The 16,165-nt window shown below is 63.8% G+C and carries 20 protein-coding genes; 3 read left to right on the top strand and 17 right to left on the bottom strand.

The window, feature by feature from the left end:
- Window positions 1-96 precede the first annotated feature (96 nt).
- The 6 genes from NKI61_RS12275 to NKI61_RS12250 all read right to left on the bottom strand — a co-directional run bounded on the left by NKI61_RS12275 (window position 97) and on the right by NKI61_RS12250 (window position 5,147).
- Window positions 97-726: a YceH family protein gene (locus tag NKI61_RS12275; RefSeq protein ID WP_023742125.1), complete on the bottom strand. Its 630-nt coding sequence runs from the start codon at window positions 724-726 to the stop codon at window positions 97-99.
- Window positions 727-967: 241 nt separating this feature from the next.
- On the bottom strand, window positions 968-1,747 hold the full coding sequence (locus tag NKI61_RS12270) for a succinate dehydrogenase iron-sulfur subunit (RefSeq protein ID WP_023670510.1): 780 nt from the start codon (window positions 1,745-1,747) through the stop codon (window positions 968-970).
- A 40-nt stretch (window positions 1,748-1,787) separates the two neighbouring features.
- Window positions 1,788-3,617, bottom strand: coding sequence for a succinate dehydrogenase flavoprotein subunit (gene sdhA / locus NKI61_RS12265; protein ID WP_023706721.1), 1,830 nt, complete (start codon window positions 3,615-3,617; stop codon window positions 1,788-1,790).
- Window position 3,618: 1 nt separating this feature from the next.
- Window positions 3,619-4,017 carry a succinate dehydrogenase, hydrophobic membrane anchor protein gene (gene sdhD, locus NKI61_RS12260; RefSeq protein ID WP_023683885.1) on the bottom strand — a complete coding sequence of 133 codons (399 nt, stop codon included), beginning with the start codon at window positions 4,015-4,017 and terminating at the stop codon, window positions 3,619-3,621.
- Window positions 4,017-4,436 carry a succinate dehydrogenase, cytochrome b556 subunit gene (gene sdhC / locus NKI61_RS12255; protein WP_023683884.1) on the bottom strand — a complete coding sequence of 140 codons (420 nt, stop codon included), beginning with the start codon at window positions 4,434-4,436 and terminating at the stop codon, window positions 4,017-4,019. The genes sdhD and sdhC overlap by 1 nt, the downstream gene beginning before the upstream one ends.
- Before the next feature lie 240 nt (window positions 4,437-4,676).
- Window positions 4,677-5,147: a hypothetical protein gene (locus NKI61_RS12250; RefSeq protein WP_023709350.1), complete on the bottom strand. Its 471-nt coding sequence runs from the start codon at window positions 5,145-5,147 to the stop codon at window positions 4,677-4,679.
- Window positions 5,148-5,399: 252 nt separating this feature from the next.
- Between NKI61_RS12250 and NKI61_RS12245 the strand changes: the two genes are divergently transcribed.
- Window positions 5,400-5,771, top strand: a complete 372-nt coding sequence (locus NKI61_RS12245) for a hypothetical protein (protein ID WP_023708760.1) — start codon at window positions 5,400-5,402, stop codon at window positions 5,769-5,771.
- A 37-nt stretch (window positions 5,772-5,808) separates the two neighbouring features.
- On the opposite strand, the gene NKI61_RS12240 is transcribed toward NKI61_RS12245, so the two are convergent.
- Window positions 5,809-7,005: a GGDEF domain-containing protein gene (locus NKI61_RS12240; RefSeq protein ID WP_352839631.1), complete on the bottom strand. Its 1,197-nt coding sequence runs from the start codon at window positions 7,003-7,005 to the stop codon at window positions 5,809-5,811.
- Window positions 7,006-7,167: 162 nt separating this feature from the next.
- On the opposite strand from NKI61_RS12240, the gene NKI61_RS12235 reads away from it, so the two are divergent.
- Window positions 7,168-7,479 carry a hypothetical protein gene (locus tag NKI61_RS12235; RefSeq protein WP_023670517.1) on the top strand — a complete coding sequence of 104 codons (312 nt, stop codon included), beginning with the start codon at window positions 7,168-7,170 and terminating at the stop codon, window positions 7,477-7,479.
- A gap of 107 nt (window positions 7,480-7,586) precedes the next feature.
- Here the strand turns inward: NKI61_RS12235 and leuC are convergent, their stop codons facing one another.
- From leuC to rplS, 8 genes are all read right to left on the bottom strand, one after another.
- Window positions 7,587-8,996 carry a 3-isopropylmalate dehydratase large subunit gene (leuC, locus tag NKI61_RS12230; protein ID WP_023670518.1) on the bottom strand — a complete coding sequence of 470 codons (1,410 nt, stop codon included), beginning with the start codon at window positions 8,994-8,996 and terminating at the stop codon, window positions 7,587-7,589.
- Window positions 8,997-9,067: 71 nt separating this feature from the next.
- The gene (locus tag NKI61_RS12225) at window positions 9,068-9,277 is read right to left on the bottom strand and encodes a hypothetical protein (RefSeq protein ID WP_196813720.1); all 210 of its coding nucleotides are present in this window, start codon (window positions 9,275-9,277) and stop codon (window positions 9,068-9,070) included.
- Entirely contained in the window at window positions 9,274-9,909 is a 636-nt protein-coding gene (locus NKI61_RS12220; RefSeq protein ID WP_352839629.1) for a class I SAM-dependent DNA methyltransferase, read from the bottom strand. Before NKI61_RS12220 ends, NKI61_RS12225 begins: the two co-directional genes overlap by 4 nt.
- Window positions 9,910-9,967: 58 nt before the next feature.
- The gene (locus NKI61_RS12215; RefSeq protein ID WP_023683878.1) at window positions 9,968-10,774 is read right to left on the bottom strand and encodes an amino acid ABC transporter permease; all 807 of its coding nucleotides are present in this window, start codon (window positions 10,772-10,774) and stop codon (window positions 9,968-9,970) included.
- 242 nt (window positions 10,775-11,016) lie between these two features.
- Complete coding sequence (locus tag NKI61_RS12210; RefSeq protein WP_023687705.1) at window positions 11,017-11,817, bottom strand: transporter substrate-binding domain-containing protein; 801 nt, start codon at window positions 11,815-11,817, stop codon at window positions 11,017-11,019.
- A gap of 237 nt (window positions 11,818-12,054) precedes the next feature.
- A complete protein-coding gene (locus NKI61_RS12205; RefSeq protein ID WP_023683877.1) occupies window positions 12,055-12,552 on the bottom strand; it encodes a MarR family winged helix-turn-helix transcriptional regulator in 498 nt (165 codons plus the stop codon).
- Window positions 12,549-12,977: an organic hydroperoxide resistance protein gene (locus NKI61_RS12200; RefSeq protein WP_023670524.1), complete on the bottom strand. Its 429-nt coding sequence runs from the start codon at window positions 12,975-12,977 to the stop codon at window positions 12,549-12,551. Before NKI61_RS12200 ends, NKI61_RS12205 begins: the two co-directional genes overlap by 4 nt.
- A 154-nt stretch (window positions 12,978-13,131) precedes the next feature.
- The gene (gene rplS, locus NKI61_RS12195) at window positions 13,132-13,692 is read right to left on the bottom strand and encodes a 50S ribosomal protein L19 (RefSeq protein ID WP_023687704.1); all 561 of its coding nucleotides are present in this window, start codon (window positions 13,690-13,692) and stop codon (window positions 13,132-13,134) included.
- 326 nt (window positions 13,693-14,018) lie between these two features.
- Between rplS and NKI61_RS12190 the strand changes: the two genes are divergently transcribed.
- Window positions 14,019-14,771, top strand: coding sequence for a sulfite exporter TauE/SafE family protein (locus NKI61_RS12190; RefSeq protein WP_352839627.1), 753 nt, complete (start codon window positions 14,019-14,021; stop codon window positions 14,769-14,771).
- Here the strand turns inward: NKI61_RS12190 and trmD are convergent.
- Both trmD and rimM read right to left on the bottom strand, forming a co-directional pair.
- Entirely contained in the window at window positions 14,753-15,451 is a 699-nt protein-coding gene (gene trmD / locus NKI61_RS12185; protein ID WP_023726048.1) for a tRNA (guanosine(37)-N1)-methyltransferase TrmD, read from the bottom strand. The genes NKI61_RS12190 and trmD overlap by 19 nt on opposite strands.
- Entirely contained in the window at window positions 15,448-16,047 is a 600-nt protein-coding gene (gene rimM / locus NKI61_RS12180) for a ribosome maturation factor RimM (protein ID WP_352839626.1), read from the bottom strand. Before rimM ends, trmD begins: the two co-directional genes overlap by 4 nt.
- Between the last annotated feature and the right edge of the window lie 118 nt (window positions 16,048-16,165).

Genomic DNA, 16,165 nt, shown 5'->3' with positions numbered 1-16,165 from the left:
GGCGAAGGCCGGCGTGACATCTGATCTCCCCACTTGAGGGGGAGATGGCCGGCAGGCCAGAGGGGGGTGCTGTCCCACCAACGTTTCGGATAACTATTAGGCGCCCAGCGCATCAAGCCGGGCGCGAAGGGCTGCGACTTCCTGCTCCAGAGCCTCCAATCTCGCTTCCAGGTCGGAAGCAGGCAAGGCCGGCGCGCTCCGCTGCACCGATAACGCCGCGACGTCCACCGGTCCTGCGAGCAGATGCACGTAGCGGTCCTCGCGCTGGCCTGGCCCGCGCGGTATTTCCTGGATAAGCGGCGGTCGGCGGCCGATCAGCATGTCGAGTTCAGCGCGCAGGTCTTCGATCGACGAAAACCGCGCCATGCGCTCAGCTCGCGCCAGCAACTCATGCGCCGTCTGCGGCCCGCGCAGCAAAAGCAGGCCGATCACCGCAGTCTGCGGCCTCGTCAGCGAGAAGCGCTGCGCCATCTGATGCTCATAGCGCTCGACGCGCGAGCCGAACATCTGACGCACCAGCCCCTTCTGCTCGAGCAGCTTCAGCGTCCGATGCACCTCTGTCGGCTCGAGCGCCATCACAGGCTCGCGCGCCGTCTTCTGGTTGGCGGCTACAAGTGCTGCATTCAGCGTCAGCGGATAGACATCCGGCGTCAGCTCCTTCTTCTCGATCAGGCAGCCGAGCACACGGGCTTCGACCGGATTAAGGATTGGAAGCTCTTCGCTCATTGGGTTGAGTATCCTTTCTAGCGCCGGCGAGACAGCGCCCCCCACTCTGTCCTACCGGATATCTCCCCACGCGGGGGGAGATCGGCAGCTTCGCCGACAGCGCGCCATCCTTCAACCTTGGAGATTGGCGAAAGCCGCGATGACGGCCAATCTCCCCACCCGTGGGGGAGATGTCCGGCAGGACAGAGGGGGGCGCGAAGGATCGCCGCGTCCGAGATTGCCGCGAGCGAACTCGCCTCAACTAAACCCGCCGCTCCACCATCATCTTTTTGATTTCGGCAATCGCCTTGGCCGGGTTGAGCCCCTTCGGGCAGGTCTGGGCGCAGTTCATGATGGTGTGGCAGCGGTAGAGCCGGAATGGGTCTTCGAGATCGTCGAGCCGTTCGCCCGTGGCTTCGTCGCGGCTGTCGATCAGCCAGCGATAGGCCTGCAGCAGCGTCGCCGGGCCGAGATAGCGGTCGCCGTTCCACCAATAGCTCGGGCACGAGGTCGAGCAGCAGGCGCATAGGATGCACTCGTAGAGCCCGTCGAGCTTTTCGCGGTCCTCATGGCTCTGCAGCCATTCCTTGGCTGGCTCTGGCGACACTGTCTTCAGCCATGGCTGGATCGAGGCGTGCTGGGCGTAGAAATTGGTGAGGTCGGGCACCAGGTCCTTGACCACCTGCATATGCGGCAGCGGGTAGACCTTGACGGCGCCGGAAATGTCGTCGCAGCCCTTGGTGCAGGCCAGCGTGTTGGAGCCATCGATGTTCATGGCGCAGGAGCCGCAAATGCCTTCGCGGCAGGAGCGGCGCAACGCCAGCGTCGGGTCGATCTTGTTCTTGATCCAGAGCAGCGCATCGAGCACCATCGGCCCACAATCGTCCATGTCGACGAAATAGGTGTCGATGCGCGGGTTCTCGTCATCGTCGGGCGACCAGCGGTAGATGCGGTATTCCCTGAGGTTGGTGGCGCCCTCCGGCTTCGGCCAGGTCTTGCCCGGCTGCACCTTGGAGTTCTTGGGAAGCGTTAGTTCGACCATTACCTCAGGTCCTTTCGGATGACGAGCTTCGGCACCATGGTCAGTACACCCTGGCCTTGGGCGCGATCTTGGCGAGGCTGATGCCGCCGTCCTTTTCCGCCACCAACGGTTCGGTGTGCACCGGACGATAGCTGAGGCTCACCTGGCCGTCCTCGCTTAGCCGGGCCAGCGTATGCTTGCGCCAGATAATGTCGTCGCGGGCCGAGAAATCTTCGCGCGCATGCGCGCCGCGGCTCTCCTTGCGCGCCTCGGCGCCGTAGACCGTGGTGATGGCGTTGGCCATCAGATTTTCCAGCTCCAGCGTCTCGACCAGGTCGGAATTCCAGATCATCGAGCGGTCGGAGACTTTCAGGTCCTTGAGCTCGGTCCATATCTGCGAAATGCGCTTGCAGCCGTTTTCGAGCGACTCCTGTGTGCGGAACACGGCGGCGTCTTCCTGCATCGCCTTCTGCATTTTCTCACGCAGAACAGCGGTTGGCGTCGAGCCATTGGCGTGGCGCAGCCGGTCGAAGCGGTCCATGATCTTTTCGACCGAGGCTTCGTTGGGCGAAGGGATCGCCGAATTACGGTCGATGACCTGGCCGGCGCGGATTGCGGCGGCGCGGCCGAACACCACCAGATCGATCAGCGAGTTCGAGCCCAGCCGGTTGGCGCCGTGCACGGAGGCACAGCCGGCCTCGCCGACCGCCATCAGCCCGGGTGACACCCGGTCAGGATTCTCGACCGTCGGGTTCAGCACCTCGCCCCAGTAATTGGTCGGCACGCCGCCCATATTGTAGTGCACCGTCGGCAGCACCGGGATCGGCTCCTTGGTCAGGTCGACGCCGGCGAAAATCCTGGCCGATTCCGAAATGCCCGGCAGCCGCTCATGCAGCACGGCCGGATCGAGATGGTCGAGATGCAGGAAGATATGGTCCTTGTTCTTGCCGACCCCGCGGCCTTCGCGGATCTCCAGCGTCATGCAACGCGAGACGACGTCGCGCGAGGCCAGGTCCTTGGCCGACGGCGCGTAGCGTTCCATGAAGCGCTCGCCCTCGGAATTGACGAGATAGCCGCCCTCGCCGCGCGCGCCTTCGGTGATCAGGCAGCCGGCGCCGTATATGCCTGTCGGATGGAACTGCACGAACTCCATGTCCTGCAGCGGGAAGCCCGCCCGTGCCGCCATGCCGCCGCCGTCGCCTGTACAGGTGTGCGCCGACGTCGCCGAGAAATAGGCGCGGCCATATCCGCCGGTCGCCAGCACCACCATCTTGGCGGAGAAGCGATGGATGGTGCCGTCGTCGAGGTTCCAGGCGACGACGCCGGTGCAGGTGCCGTCCGGTTCCATGATCAGGTCGAGCGCAAAATACTCAATGAAGAACTGCGCATTGTTCTTCAGCGACTGGCCGTAGAGCGTGTGCAGGATGGCGTGACCGGTGCGGTCGGCGGCGGCACAGGTGCGCTGCACCGGCGGGCCGTCGCCATAATTCATCATGTGGCCGCCGAACGGCCGCTGGTAGATCTTGCCCTCTTCGGTGCGCGAGAACGGCACGCCGTAATGCTCGAGCTCGTAGACCGCCGCCGGTGCCTCGCGCACCAGATATTCCATGGCGTCGACGTCGCCCAGCCAGTCCGAACCCTTGACGGTGTCGTACATGTGCCACTGCCAGGAGTCCGGACCCATGTTGGACAGCGACGCGGCAATGCCGCCTTGTGCCGCCACCGTGTGCGAGCGGGTCGGGAACACTTTGGTGATGCAGGCCGTGCGCAGGCCCTGCTCGGCCATGCCGAGCGTGGCGCGCAGGCCGGCGCCGCCGGCGCCGACGACCACCACGTCGAACTTGTGGTCGACAAAGGTATAGCCGGTGGCCGATTTCGCGTCCTTGGCCAAATCAGCCTCCGAATGCCAGTTTGAGCAGGGCGAAGATCGAGGCGACGCCGACCGCTATGGTGAAAAACGTGCTGAGTGCGATCAGCGCCAGCTTCATGCCTTCGGCATGCACGTAATCCTCGATAATGACCTGCATGCCGACACGCATATGGGTGAGACCGGAAACGAGCACCAGCGCCAACACCAGCGCCACGAACGGACTGGCGAGCGCCGCCCGCACCTCGGCGAAGCCGGCGCCATTGAGCGCGATCAGGAACCCGACGAAGAACAGTATCAGGGGGATGTTGGCAATGGCCGTCAGCCGCTGTCGCCAGAAATGCCCGGTGCCTTCGCGGGCCGAGCCCAGACCGCGGACCTTGGCCAGCGGCGTGCGCATATCGTTGTTGTTCGTGCCGCTCATCACAAGGTTCCCCGCGCCATGTAGCCGGCGACCCAGATCAGCAGCGTGAGCAGGATGGAACCGGCGAGCGTCGCCCAGGCGATCTTCGATGCCGTGTGTTTCTCCAGCCCGGCGCCGGTGTCCCAGACGAGATGGCGCACGCCGCCCAGCATGTGGTGCATCAGCGCCCAGGTGTAGCCGAACAGGATGAGCCGGCCGAGCCAGGTGCCGAAGGCCCAGTTGATCCAATCGAAAGCGCCTTGCGAACTCGCCGCCGCCATCAGCCACGCGGCGACCAGCAGCGTGCCGAAATACAGCGCCCCGCCAGTGATGCGGTGAATGATCGACATCGTCATGGTGATCGGTGGGCGGTAAATCGTCAGGTGCGGCGAGAGCGGCCGTTCACGTCTGGCGGTTCGGGTGGCTGGTGATTTGCTCATGGCTGCCCCAGTTCGATGTCCGGAGCCGCGGTGGAAAGCGGCACTTACCGCCTCGATATATGACTTCAGACAGCCGGTTTCTAATGCTCTTTTTGCACCGCGTCAAAGCCGGAAAATCGTTTTGAAAACGTCATTTAGTCTGACAAAAGGCTGCTGTTTCGCTTCAATCGATTTGGCCACCGTCGAAAGCCAGCGCACCGTTCGCTGCAGTGCGGCATTTCCTTTGCAATCGACGCCAGGCTATCGTTTGCAGGTCTGTGGTGTCGAGCCCCTCTTCATCACCAGCGCCTCGCGCGCGTCGATCACGATTGCGTCATGCGACGCAGCTTCCTGGTAGCGGCTGGACTGGTTGGCGGGTGATGCGGCAAACTCCTCGGTCGTGCCATCGGGCCTGACAACGCGCAACGCCGTGCCGAGGTTCTGGATGGTGATCATGCCGCCATTGCCGCATCTGTAAGTTGCCGTGCCGACAGCAGACCGCGGCGCGGTAAGGTCGGTGACGATCTTGGCTGAAGGTGCGGCAGGCGCTGTCGGAGCCGTTGCGGAAGCCGGGGGCGCCACAGGTGCGGCGGACTGCTGAGCCGGCACGGGCGCGACAGTGGGTGGTACGGTATTCACCGCCGTCGGCGCGCCGTTCTGCGGCACGCAGGCTGCGGCAGTCAGCAAGGGGATCGACAACAGCGTCACCCGAAACGTCCGGCGTAACGCCATATGCTGTCCTCCTGCACGGCTAACTAGCCGCGATGTTCCACCAAGATCAAGCTCACCCGACGTCAGCGTAGTTGTGTGCGTCGCGGCCGATGGTGCGGGCAAGCATGGCCGAATGATGACGCCCGGGTTTCCATCCCGTCGGATATTAACCATGTTTGGCGAGAGATCGCCGCCGGATGCGCCTGCCCTCTTAACAAAGGTTAAGAAAAGGTTAATTTCCGATTCGATCGGGTCCACAGCAGAGAGGACACCATGCTTTCGAATTCAGGAAGAGCGCGCCTTGCGGCGCTTGTGCTGGCGACAGCCAGTCTCGGCTTCGCCGCCCCGGCAATGGCCTGGTCGCGCCATCATGACCGCGTCTATGCCGATTCCCTAGGCAATCTCGTCATCGACAGCGCCGCCGGCTACAAGCGCATCATTGCCGGCCAAGGCAGGCTGGCCAAGAAATTGTCCGACTACACCAGCGCCGGGCAGCCGGAAGCGGAACCGGAAGTCCTTTATGAAGACGAGGCGGATCACATCTCCAGGCGTGGCTGCTACCAGCCGCCGGTGTTCGTGAAGGGCCGCTCCTATATGTACGGCCTCTCCGATGGCGAAATGCCCAACCTCAGCCCTTGCCGCTGATGATCCGGCACGGCCGAGAGGCCGTTTAAGCGAGACGCTAACCGACGCTGCCTGTATCCGGGATGAACACCGTTTCCGCCCGCTCATAGGACAATCGCACGCTGTCGCGGCCGTTCTTCTTGGCCTTGTAGAGCGCTTCGTCGGCGCGCCGCATCAGCGGCTCCAGCCCTTCGTCGCCGGTGCGCGCCGCGACGCCGAAGCTCGCGGTCACCCTGGTGCCCGGCGGCAACCCGTCGACACTGCCGGCCGAATAGTGCGTGCGCACGGCTTCGGCAAACAGCCGCGCCGTGGCAAGATCGCTCAGCGACAGAAGCACAGCGAACTCCTCGCCGCCGATGCGGCCGGCAACCGCACGCGTGCCGGCGGCCGCGCGAAGCTTGGCGGCGAAGTCGGCGATCACCTGGTCGCCCGCGGCATGTCCGTATTTGTCGTTGAGCGCCTTGAAGTGATCGAGATCGGCCAGCACCAGCGCGACCGGCACCTTGGTAACAGCGCAATGCTGCAGCACCAGCAAGGCGCGCTCCTCGAAACCCCTGCGGTTGAGCAGGCCAGACAGCGGATCGGTGTGCGTCTCGGTCTTCAGCGCCTTCATCACGTCGAGCGCAGCTGCCGAGAACAGGCAGAGCGCGATCAGCAACGACAGCAGCGCGTGCGTCAAAAGCGCCGTCGTCCAGTAGGACGAGCCATAAAACCCGTCATAGCTGGTGAACGGCCCGTGCGAGATGACGACGAGCAGCGTGCGGCCGATGAAGTTCAGCCCGGACAGCAGCGACAACACGAACAGGATTTTTTCCGTCGGGCCGTTCTTGCGCACGGCGCGCAGCTCGGCAGCGACCAGCAGGCTGAGGCCGCCAAAGCCGAAATTGATCGACAGGATGCGCCAAGTCAAGTCCGGCTGGACGAACAGGAACCAGCAGAATGCCACCATCCCGCCACCCGCCAGAATGCCGATCGCGATATAGGGCACGCGCCTGCCGTAGCGTGAGATGATCGCACCGACGAGGCAACAGGCGGCGAGCGTGAAGCAGAGGTTGGAGACCAGCTTGGTCAGCACCATGCCGCCGGGCAGCGTGAAATACTGCAGCAGGAAGCCGGGCGCGGACACGCAATAGCTCGTGCCGAGCACAGCCAGATAGGGCCGGTGGCGCTGATAGAACCACAGCACGAGGAACGCCGCGCCGAGCGCCAGCGCGATCGTCGGATTGAGCAGCGCTATGAACAGGTCGGTGTCCAAAGGACGGTGACTTCCCGCTTGACGTCAGGGAAGACCTTAGAGCGCAAGCCCCAACAAGCGGTTAAGCCGGGACGAATATGCAAGTCGCCACTCATGAAGCTGGTGCACGGAACCGGGACCTGAGGCAGGCGTTTCGTGACAGCAATCAAGGAGAAGTCATTCATGGCCGACACGATCACGCTGACCGACCACGAAGCAATTCGCTCATGGGCCGCAGGGCGCGCCGGATTTCCGGCGATCGTCGATGTATCGCCCGAAACCGGAACGCAGCCGTTGCTGAGGCTCGTCTTCGGCCAGCACGCCTATCAGGACCAGGATCAGCCTGAACGCCCGGTCAACGCAGGCGGCTACGAGCTGGTCGAATGGGACGAGTGGTTCAAGATCTTCGACGAGCGCGAACTGGCGCTGGTGGTCGCGGCCGACGAACCCGGCAGCCGGGAGGAATTTCATGAAATCATCCGGCGTGCCGGCTAGGGCATATACCCCAAGGGTCTTAGAGCGGCGCGCTTTAAACAAAATCCCGAACGGTTTTGCCGTTCGGGGTTTTGCATACGCTCAGATCAGGCTTGAACCAGTCTGCGCTATTTCCAGTCGCGGATGTCGACGAAATGGCCGGCGATCGCCGCCGCTGCCGCCATCGCCGGCGATACCAGATGGGTGCGGCCCTTGAAGCCCTGCCGGCCTTCGAAATTGCGGTTCGAGGTCGAGGCGCAGCGCTCATGCGGCTTCAGCCGGTCGTCGTTCATGGCCAGGCACATCGAGCAGCCCGGCTCGCGCCAGTCGAAACCGGCGGCAATGAAGATCTTGTCGAGACCCTCGGCCTCCGCCTGTTCCTTGACCAGACCGGAGCCCGGCACGATCATCGCATCGACATGCGCACTCACCGTCTTGCCTTCGACCACCTTGGCCACCGCACGCAGATCCTCGATGCGGCCATTGGTGCAGGAGCCGATGAAGACGCGGTCGAGCGTGATGTCGGTGATCTTCGTGCCCGGCGTCAGTCCCATATAGTCGAGCGCGCGGATCTTTGACGTCCGCTTGTTCTCGTCCGTGATCTCTTCCGGATTGGGAACGACGCCCTGCACCGAAACGACGTCCTCGGGCGAGGAACCCCAGGAGACGATCGGCGGCAGCTTGGCCGCGTCGAGCACGATCACCTTGTCGAAATGCGCGCCCTCGTCGGACTGCAGCGTCTTCCAGTATTCGAGCGCGGCGTCCCACGACGCGCCCTTCGGCGCGCGCGGCTTGCCCTTGACATAGGCGAAGGTGGTTTCGTCGGCCGCGATCAGGCCGGCGCGCGCGCCGCCCTCGATCGACATGTTGCAAATCGTCATGCGGCCTTCCATCGACAGCGCGCGGATCGCCTCGCCGGCATATTCGATGACATAGCCGGTGCCGCCGGCGGTGCCGATCTCGCCGATGATGGCCAAGATGATGTCCTTGGCGGTGACGCCTTCCGGTAACTGGCCATCGACACGCACCAGCATGTTCTTGGCCTTGCGCTGGATCAGCGTCTGGGTCGCCAGCACATGCTCGACCTCGGAGGTGCCGATGCCATGTGCCAATGCGCCGAAGGCGCCATGCGTCGAGGTGTGGCTGTCGCCGCAGACAATGGTCATGCCAGGCAGCGTGAAGCCCTGCTCCGGCCCGATGATGTGGACGATGCCCTGGCGGATATCGTTTTCGGAGTAATATTCGACGCCGAAATCCCTAGCGTTCTTGGCCAAGGCCTCGACCTGGATGCGGCTTTCCTCGTTCTTGATGCCGAACTTGCGCTCGGGCGAGGTCGAGACATTATGATCGACCACGGCCAGCGTCTTTTCCGGATGCCGGACTTTTCTGCCGGTCATGCGCAGACCTTCGAAGGCCTGCGGGCTGGTCACTTCATGGACGAGATGGCGGTCGATGTAGAGCAGACAGGTGCCATCATCCTGGCGGTCGACGACATGGTCGTCGAAAATCTTGTCGTAGAGGGTGCGCGGTGCGCTCATGTGCGTAAATCCGTCGATTTGCAAAAAGGGGAAGGGCAGACGCGCGAAGCCTTCGGCGCGGCGAAAGCGGCTTAGCTAAGTCGGCTGGTGAGCGCGCCGGAAATGCGCGAAGAGAAACGCGACGGCAGGCGTTTTCTGTCCTGCAGCACGAAACCCTTATAGGCCGGATCGCCAAAAAGCTCTTCCATGGCGTGGCTCATACCAATGTTTTGGCTTTTCGGCAATTGCGGCGTGTTTTCGCTCCTCCCCTTGTGAGAGAAGGCGAAGAGGGCGGCGCTCAAAGCACCTCGAACACAAAAGTCTTCACCAGCGCGTCCGGCTCGGCGATCGCATAGCAGCGGAACCATGGGCTTTGCTCGGCCGGCCGCCATTTCCCGGCCCGCTCCAGCCCGTCGAACACGTCCTGGAAGCCGCCGCTTTCGAAAACCTGGTCGCGCACGGTGAAGATGGCGTGGCCGCCTTTCCTGGTGATGCGGACAAGCTCGTGCAGGCCGGACGCCGGCGCATGGCCGATGGTGAACACGCCAGTCGAGAAGAAGGCGCGGAAATGCCCGTTCGGCCAGGGTAGCGGCCCGCCGAGCATGGCCTGCTTCAGATCGCCATAGGCATTGCGGCTGCCGGCGATCTTCAGCATGTCGTCGGAGAGGTCGAGGCCGGCAATGTCGTGATAACCCAGCGCCTTCAATGACGGGCCTGACAGGCCGGTGCCGCAGCCGGCGTCGAGCAGCGGGCCTTCACCCACCTTCACATGGCGCGCCACCCAGGCGGTGATCAGGAACGGCAGCAGATAGCCTAGCGAAGCGGTTTCGCCGTCATAGGTCGCGGCCCAGTCCGCATAGGCCTTGGCCAGCCCTTCCGGCGTGTCGGCCGAATAGACGGTGCCCAGCGCCGCGTTGGCCTTGTCGATCGTCATCGCCTGCATCCTCCGGAATCCTGTCCTCCGCGATCGTAGCCGTGCCCGCGTCGGACTTCTATTCCTGTTGCGCCCGCCGCAGTCGTTGCTCCAGCCCCCGCAGTGCCAGCGACAGGCTGACAGTGAGGATGAGATAGATATAGGCGACGATCGAATAGGTCTCGAAGAAGCGGAACGAGCCGGCGGCGTAGATCTTGCCCATCTGCGTGATGTCGGCGACGCCGAGCACCGAGACCAGCGAGGAATCCTTGACCATGGCGACGAAGTCATTGCCGAGCGGCGGCAGGATGGTGCGGATCGCCTGTGGGAAGACGATCAGCCGGAAGCGCTGCGTGCGCGTCAGCCCGAGCGCCTTGGCAGCCTCGATCTGGCCTTTCTCGACCGACTGGATGCCGGCGCGGAAGACCTCGGAGATGAAGGCGGAATAACCGATGGTCAGCGCCATGATCGCACGCCACAACAGCGACACGTCGCGCACCAAAAGCTCGCCGAGATAGCCGGCGTTTTGCAGCGGCGCGGTCAGCGCATTCCACGCAGCCACGAAGGCCGGCGCGCCGGCGAAGGCGATCCAGAACAACAGCACCAGGATCGGCACGCCGCGGATGATCTCGACATAGAAACGAGCGATCTGCTTGAGCCAACGCGACCCCGACAACCCCATCAGCGCAATGCCGAGCCCGACGGCGGAAGCCAGCGCGAAGGCGACCACGGTGACAAGAATGGTGATGCCGATGCCTTTGGCGACGGTGGCAAAAACCTGGGCGTAGAGATCGCTGGCGGCAATGGAGAGCGCAGCGACGACGGCGAGCGCGATCGCGGCGGCAAGCCACCAGGGAAAATCGGGTTTTGAGGTTGAGGCGAGCATCAATGCCCAACGCTGGTGAACAGCTGCGCTCGCAAGATCTGCCGATCTCCCCCCTTGCGGGGGAGATGTCCGGCAGGACAGAGGGGGGTGCTGTCCCTCCAACCTGTCAAACGGTTACAGTCACAACCTTTGGCCTCTTTGGAAAAGCTCAAAACAAAAGGGAGGCGATCCTTCACACCCCCCTCTGCCCTGCCGGGCATCTCCCCCGCAAGGGGGGTCAGCGGCCGTCGCGCCAAGACGGCCTACTGCCCCATCTTGTAGTCGAGAAACCACTTCTTGTTCAGCGCCTCGATCGTGCCGTCGGCCTTCAGCGCCGCGATCGCCGCGTTGACCGGCTTCACCAGGTCCGAGCCCTTCGGGAAGATGAAGCCAAAATCCTCGGTGCCGAGCGGGCCGCCGATCAGCTTGAGCTTGCCGCCGGAGGCATCGACATAGCCTTTGCCGGCGGTGCCGTCGGTCAGGACGACATCGACGTCGCCGGATTTCAGTGCCTGCACCGAAGCGCCGAAGGTCTCGAACTGCTTGATGCGCGGGTTCTGCTCATTGCCGTCGAGCACGCTGTAGACGGCGGTGTAGAACGGCGTCGTTCCGGCCTGCGCGCCGATCAACCCGTCCTTGAAGGCGGCGAAGGTCTTGGCGTCGGTGAAGCGGCTTTCATCGGCGCGCACCAGCATGAACTGCTCCGAACGCATATAGGGGTCGGAGAAATCGACCTTCTCCTTTCGGTCGTCCTTGATGGTGATGCCGGTCATGCCAATGTTGTACTGGTTGTCGGAAACCGCCTGGATCATCGCGTCCCAGGAGGTGTTCTGGTACTCCACCTTGAAGTTCAGCCGCTTGGCGATTTCGTCCATCGCGTCATACTCCCAGCCGATCTGCTTGCCGGTCTTGGCGTCGATGAACTGCAGCGGCGGATAGGCGTTTTCCGTCACCACCACGACCTTCTTGCCGCCGAGATCGGGCAGCGCATCGGCCGCCCATGCAGCGACGGGCGCGAGGAAACAGGCCGCGAGGGCGGCCAGCAGCAGCTTCGATTTGGTCATGACACGCTCCAGGATGAGAAGCCCGCTTGCAGCCGGGCTCGCATGAAAATCCAGGCGCGACTTTAGCCGTCCGCAGACGGCTTGCAAGCCGGTCCGGTGCTCAGCGTCCGGTGAAAGCGGATTCCAATGCCTTCAACCAACGCGGTTTTAGAACGCCCCGTGGTCGGAATTTATTCCGTGATTGCGCCGCCGGCAAACCAGGCCCCTCCTGGACACGGGAACCCGTCAGATGACGGATCAGGATGGTGACGTAGCCTCACGCAGCTTGGCGACAAATCCGGTCAAGGTCCGGTGCAGCGACTTCAGCTCCTCGACTTCCAGCGGCATGGCGCAGGCAAGGCCTGCGGATACGTCCTTGATGCGGGCGCGCAGCGCCTGGCCCTTGGCAGTCGGTTCGACCAGCACGCGGCGCTCGTCGGCCGGATCGCGACGGCGGGTGACGAGACCAGCCGCTTCCATCCGCTTGAGCAGAGGCGTCAATGTCGCCGAATCCAGCCCCAGCGCCTCGCCGAGTTCGCCGACCGTGCTCGGCGCATGCTGCCACAGCGCCAGCATCGCCAAATATTGCGGATAGGTCAGGCCGAGCGGGTCAAGCAGCGGCCGATAGAGCTTGGTCATCAGCCCGCTCGCCGAATAGAGCGCGAAGCAGAGCTGCTGGTCGAGGCGCGGAACGGCGATCCTCCCGGCGGTGTCCGCCGGGACTTCGCTGGCCCTGGTTTCGGTCTTCGTCGTCATGCTGCCTTTGCCGGAAGCGCCACGGTCGAAAGCGCCACCTCGACATTGCCTTTGATCGCATTGGAATAGGGGCAAATCTGATGCGCGGCCGATACAAGCGCTTCCGCCGCCGCCTGATCAAGGCCTTTGGTCTCGGCGGCCAGTGCGACACCAAGTTTGAAGCCTTCACCATTGGGAAGCAGGCTGACGGTGGCGCTCACCGCCGCATCGTCCAGCGGCAGCTTCTGCTTGCGCGCGACGAAGCGGATGGCGCTTTCGAAGCAGGCGGCATAGCCGACCGCGAACAGCTGCTCGGGATTGGTGGCGCCACCCTGTCCGCCGAGCTCCTTCGGCAAAGCGAGGTCGACCTTCAGCAGGCCGTCGCTGGTCTCGCCGTGGCCGGCGCGGCCGCCGGTGACGCGAGCCTGTGTGGTGTAGAGTGCCATGTCAGTTCTCCATTTTATTTGTACACTATCATTTAGTGTACAAGATAATTCGAGTCAACAGCCATGGCCAAACTCTCGGCCGGCAATCGTTTCACAGTCTGGTGAAACGAAAAAAGGCGGCCGAAGCCGCCTTTTCAAAATCCTTGGACCAGGTTTATTCGGCCGGGGTCGCTTCCGCCGCCTTTGCAGCCTCGTCGGCGGCCTTGGCGGCTTCGTCGACGGCCTTCTTCTCGGCAGCTTCCTTGGCGGCCGTCTCGGCGGCCAGCGCCTGGGCAGCGGCAACCTTCTCGGCTTCGATGCGGGCCTTCTCGGCGTTCAGCGCGTCGCGTTCCTCATCGTTGAGCTTGCGCGCGCGCACGCCGGTGTTTTCCGAAATACGGGCCGACTTGCCGCGACGGTCGCGCAAATAATAGAGCTTGGCGCGGCGCACCTTGCCGCGGCGCACGATCTCGACGCCTTCGACCATCGGCGAGTAGACCGGGAAAACGCGCTCGACGCCTTCGCCGTAGGAGATCTTGCGGACGGTGAAATTTTCCTGGAAGCCGGCGCCGGCGCGGGCGATGACGACGCCCTCATAGGCCTGGACGCGGGTGCGGGTGCCTTCGGTCACGCGGACCTGGACGCGCACGGTGTCGCCGGGCTGAAACTCGGGAAGCTTGCGCTTGGCTTCGATCTTGGCGGCCTGTTCGGCCTCGAGCTGACGGATGATATCCATCTCAATAGTCCACTTCTTGTTCTTCCGACAGTCAGAGCGTCCGACACTCGCCTTGCAGTTCCATTGACCGCTCGGCTATGCCCTTTGTCCCCGAGACATCTTGTCTTCGAAACATTGGGCAGGGGCGACTACACCGTCATTGTTGACGGGTCCGGGAGATTTTTCTCGCCAGTACGGGCGGGCACATACAGCTATTTCACTGACTTGTCACGCCTTGGCCCTGTCTTTTTTGGTCGCATGCCACCACGCAATCGTCCAGTGCAGGGTTGCGCCGGCCCTTCAAGCTTCCTAATCCGGGAGCAGCACACTTGTCCGGCGGCCTCACAATGTCTGTTTTCGACGCAGTCCTGCTCTTCCTCGCGGGTTTTCTGTCAGGCGCCGTCAACGCGGTTGCCGGGGGCGGCACCTTCATAACCTTCGGCGCCATGACGCTGGCCGGCCTGCCGCCGATCGTCGCCAACGCCACGTCCTCGGTGACGCAGTTTCCCGGTTACATCACCTCGACGCTGGCTTACTGGACCGACATCAAGCATTTCTGGCGCGGCGCGCTGCTGCTTTGCCTGATCTCGGCTTTGGGCGCGCTGGCTGGTGCGCTCATCCTGCTGGCGCTCTCAAATCCGTCGTTCCGCGCCCTCGTGCCGTGGCTGCTGCTGGCCGCAACCGCCTTGTTCGCCGCCGGGCCGTGGCTGAAACCAACGCCGAAGCCTGGGCATGAAGCCACGGTCGGCTCTCTGGCCGGTTCGCTGGCGCAGTTCGCTACCGCCATCTATGGCGGCTTCTTCGGCGCCGGCATGGGCGTCATGATGCTGGCGACGCTCGGCCTGACGCAAGCCGGCGACTATCACCGGCTGAACGCGCTGAAGAACATGCTGGCCGTTGTCATCGCCGCCGTTGCCATACTGGTCTTCGTCTCCGGCGGCGTCGTCGCCTGGCCGCAGGCGATTGTCATGATCCCCGGCGGCGCGCTCGGCGGCTATGCCGGTGTCTGGATCGCCAAGCGCGTGCCGCAGAACGCCGTGCGCGGCTTCGTCATCGCCGTCGGCCTGTTTCTCGCCGTCTACTATTTTGCCAAGGGCTGAGCGGCGAGCAAATCCGGCCGGCGCTCCCTGGTCAGCTTCTCGGACTCGGCGCGCCGCCACGCGGCGATCTTCTTGTGATTACCGGAGACCAGCACGTCGGGGATGGGGCGGCCTTCGAACTCCTGTGGCCGCGTGTAATGCGGGTGTTCGAGCAGGCCGTTCTCGAAACTTTCTTCCTCGCCCGACACCGCATTGCCCATGACGCCGGGCAACAGCCGCACAACGGCGTCGAGCAGTACGAGCGCCGCCGGCTCGCCGCCCGACAGGATGAAATCGCCGATGGAGACCTCTTCCAGTCCACGCGCCTCGATCAGCCGCTGGTCGACGCCCTCGAACCGGCCGCAAACGATGACGGCGCCTGGCCCGCCAGCCAGTTCGCGCACGTGCGCCTGCGTCAGCGGCTTTCCACGCGGGCTCATCAGCAAACGCGGCCGCGGATCGCCCGCCGGCGACGTGTGGTCGATCGCCTTGGCCAGCACATCGGCGCGCATCACCATGCCGGCGCCACCGCCGGCCGGCGTGTCGTCGACGGTGTGATGGCGATCGCTGGCGAAGTCGCGGATCTGGATAGCTTCCAGCGACCATGTCCCGACTTCGAGCGCCCGTCCGGCCAGCGACAGGCCTAGCCCGCCCGGAAACATCTCGGGATAGAGCGTCAGCACCGACGCCTTGAACGTCACCGGTTGCCTCCGGCTTCGCGCGGCCCGCGCGGTCGGCCCTTCGCGTCGAAATCTTCTTCGCGCGGCGCGTCGCCATCCTCATCCTCAACAAGGCCGGCGGCTGCCGGGTCGACGCGGAGAAAACCTTCGGCGATCGAAACCTGAGGCACGGCGGCCTGGGTGAACGGGATCAGCACGCCTTTGCGCCCGCGGAGGGTAACGTCGAGAATGTCGCCGCCGCCGAAATTATGCACCGCCACCACCTTGCCGATGACCGCGCCCTTATCGTCGCGGACTTCAAGTCCGACGAGATCGGCGTGGTAGAATTCGTCCTCCTCGCCATCGTCGGGCAGCATCGAGCGGTCGACGAACAGCTCGGTTCCGGCCAGCGCCTCGGCGGCGTTGCGGTCGGCAATGCCCTTGAAGCGCACCACCACGACGGTGTTGGCGGGCCTGATGTCGATGATCTGGAAGGCGCGGCCGTCCTTGGCATAGAGCGGCCCATAATCGGCCAGCGCCATCGGCTCGCCAGTGAAAGTCTTCACCCGCAATTCGCCCTTGATGCCGTGGGCGGCGCCGATCACGGCCATTTGCACGGGGTTCTGGGGCTTCGACATGGCTGATATCCTTTGCCCTGCTCTAACGCCCTACCGGCGTCATTTCAATGATCGCTCGTGGCCATTTCAATGACAGGTTCTTCACCGCTTCCTAACCCGGCTGCCTGACAATGGCGGC

It is taken from the genome of Mesorhizobium sp. M0514, from assembly GCF_040321145.1.
GTDB lineage: Bacteria > Pseudomonadota > Alphaproteobacteria > Rhizobiales > Rhizobiaceae > Mesorhizobium.
The sequence above is the reverse complement of the archived record's forward strand: the minus strand, read 5'-3'. Positions and strand labels throughout refer to the sequence as shown.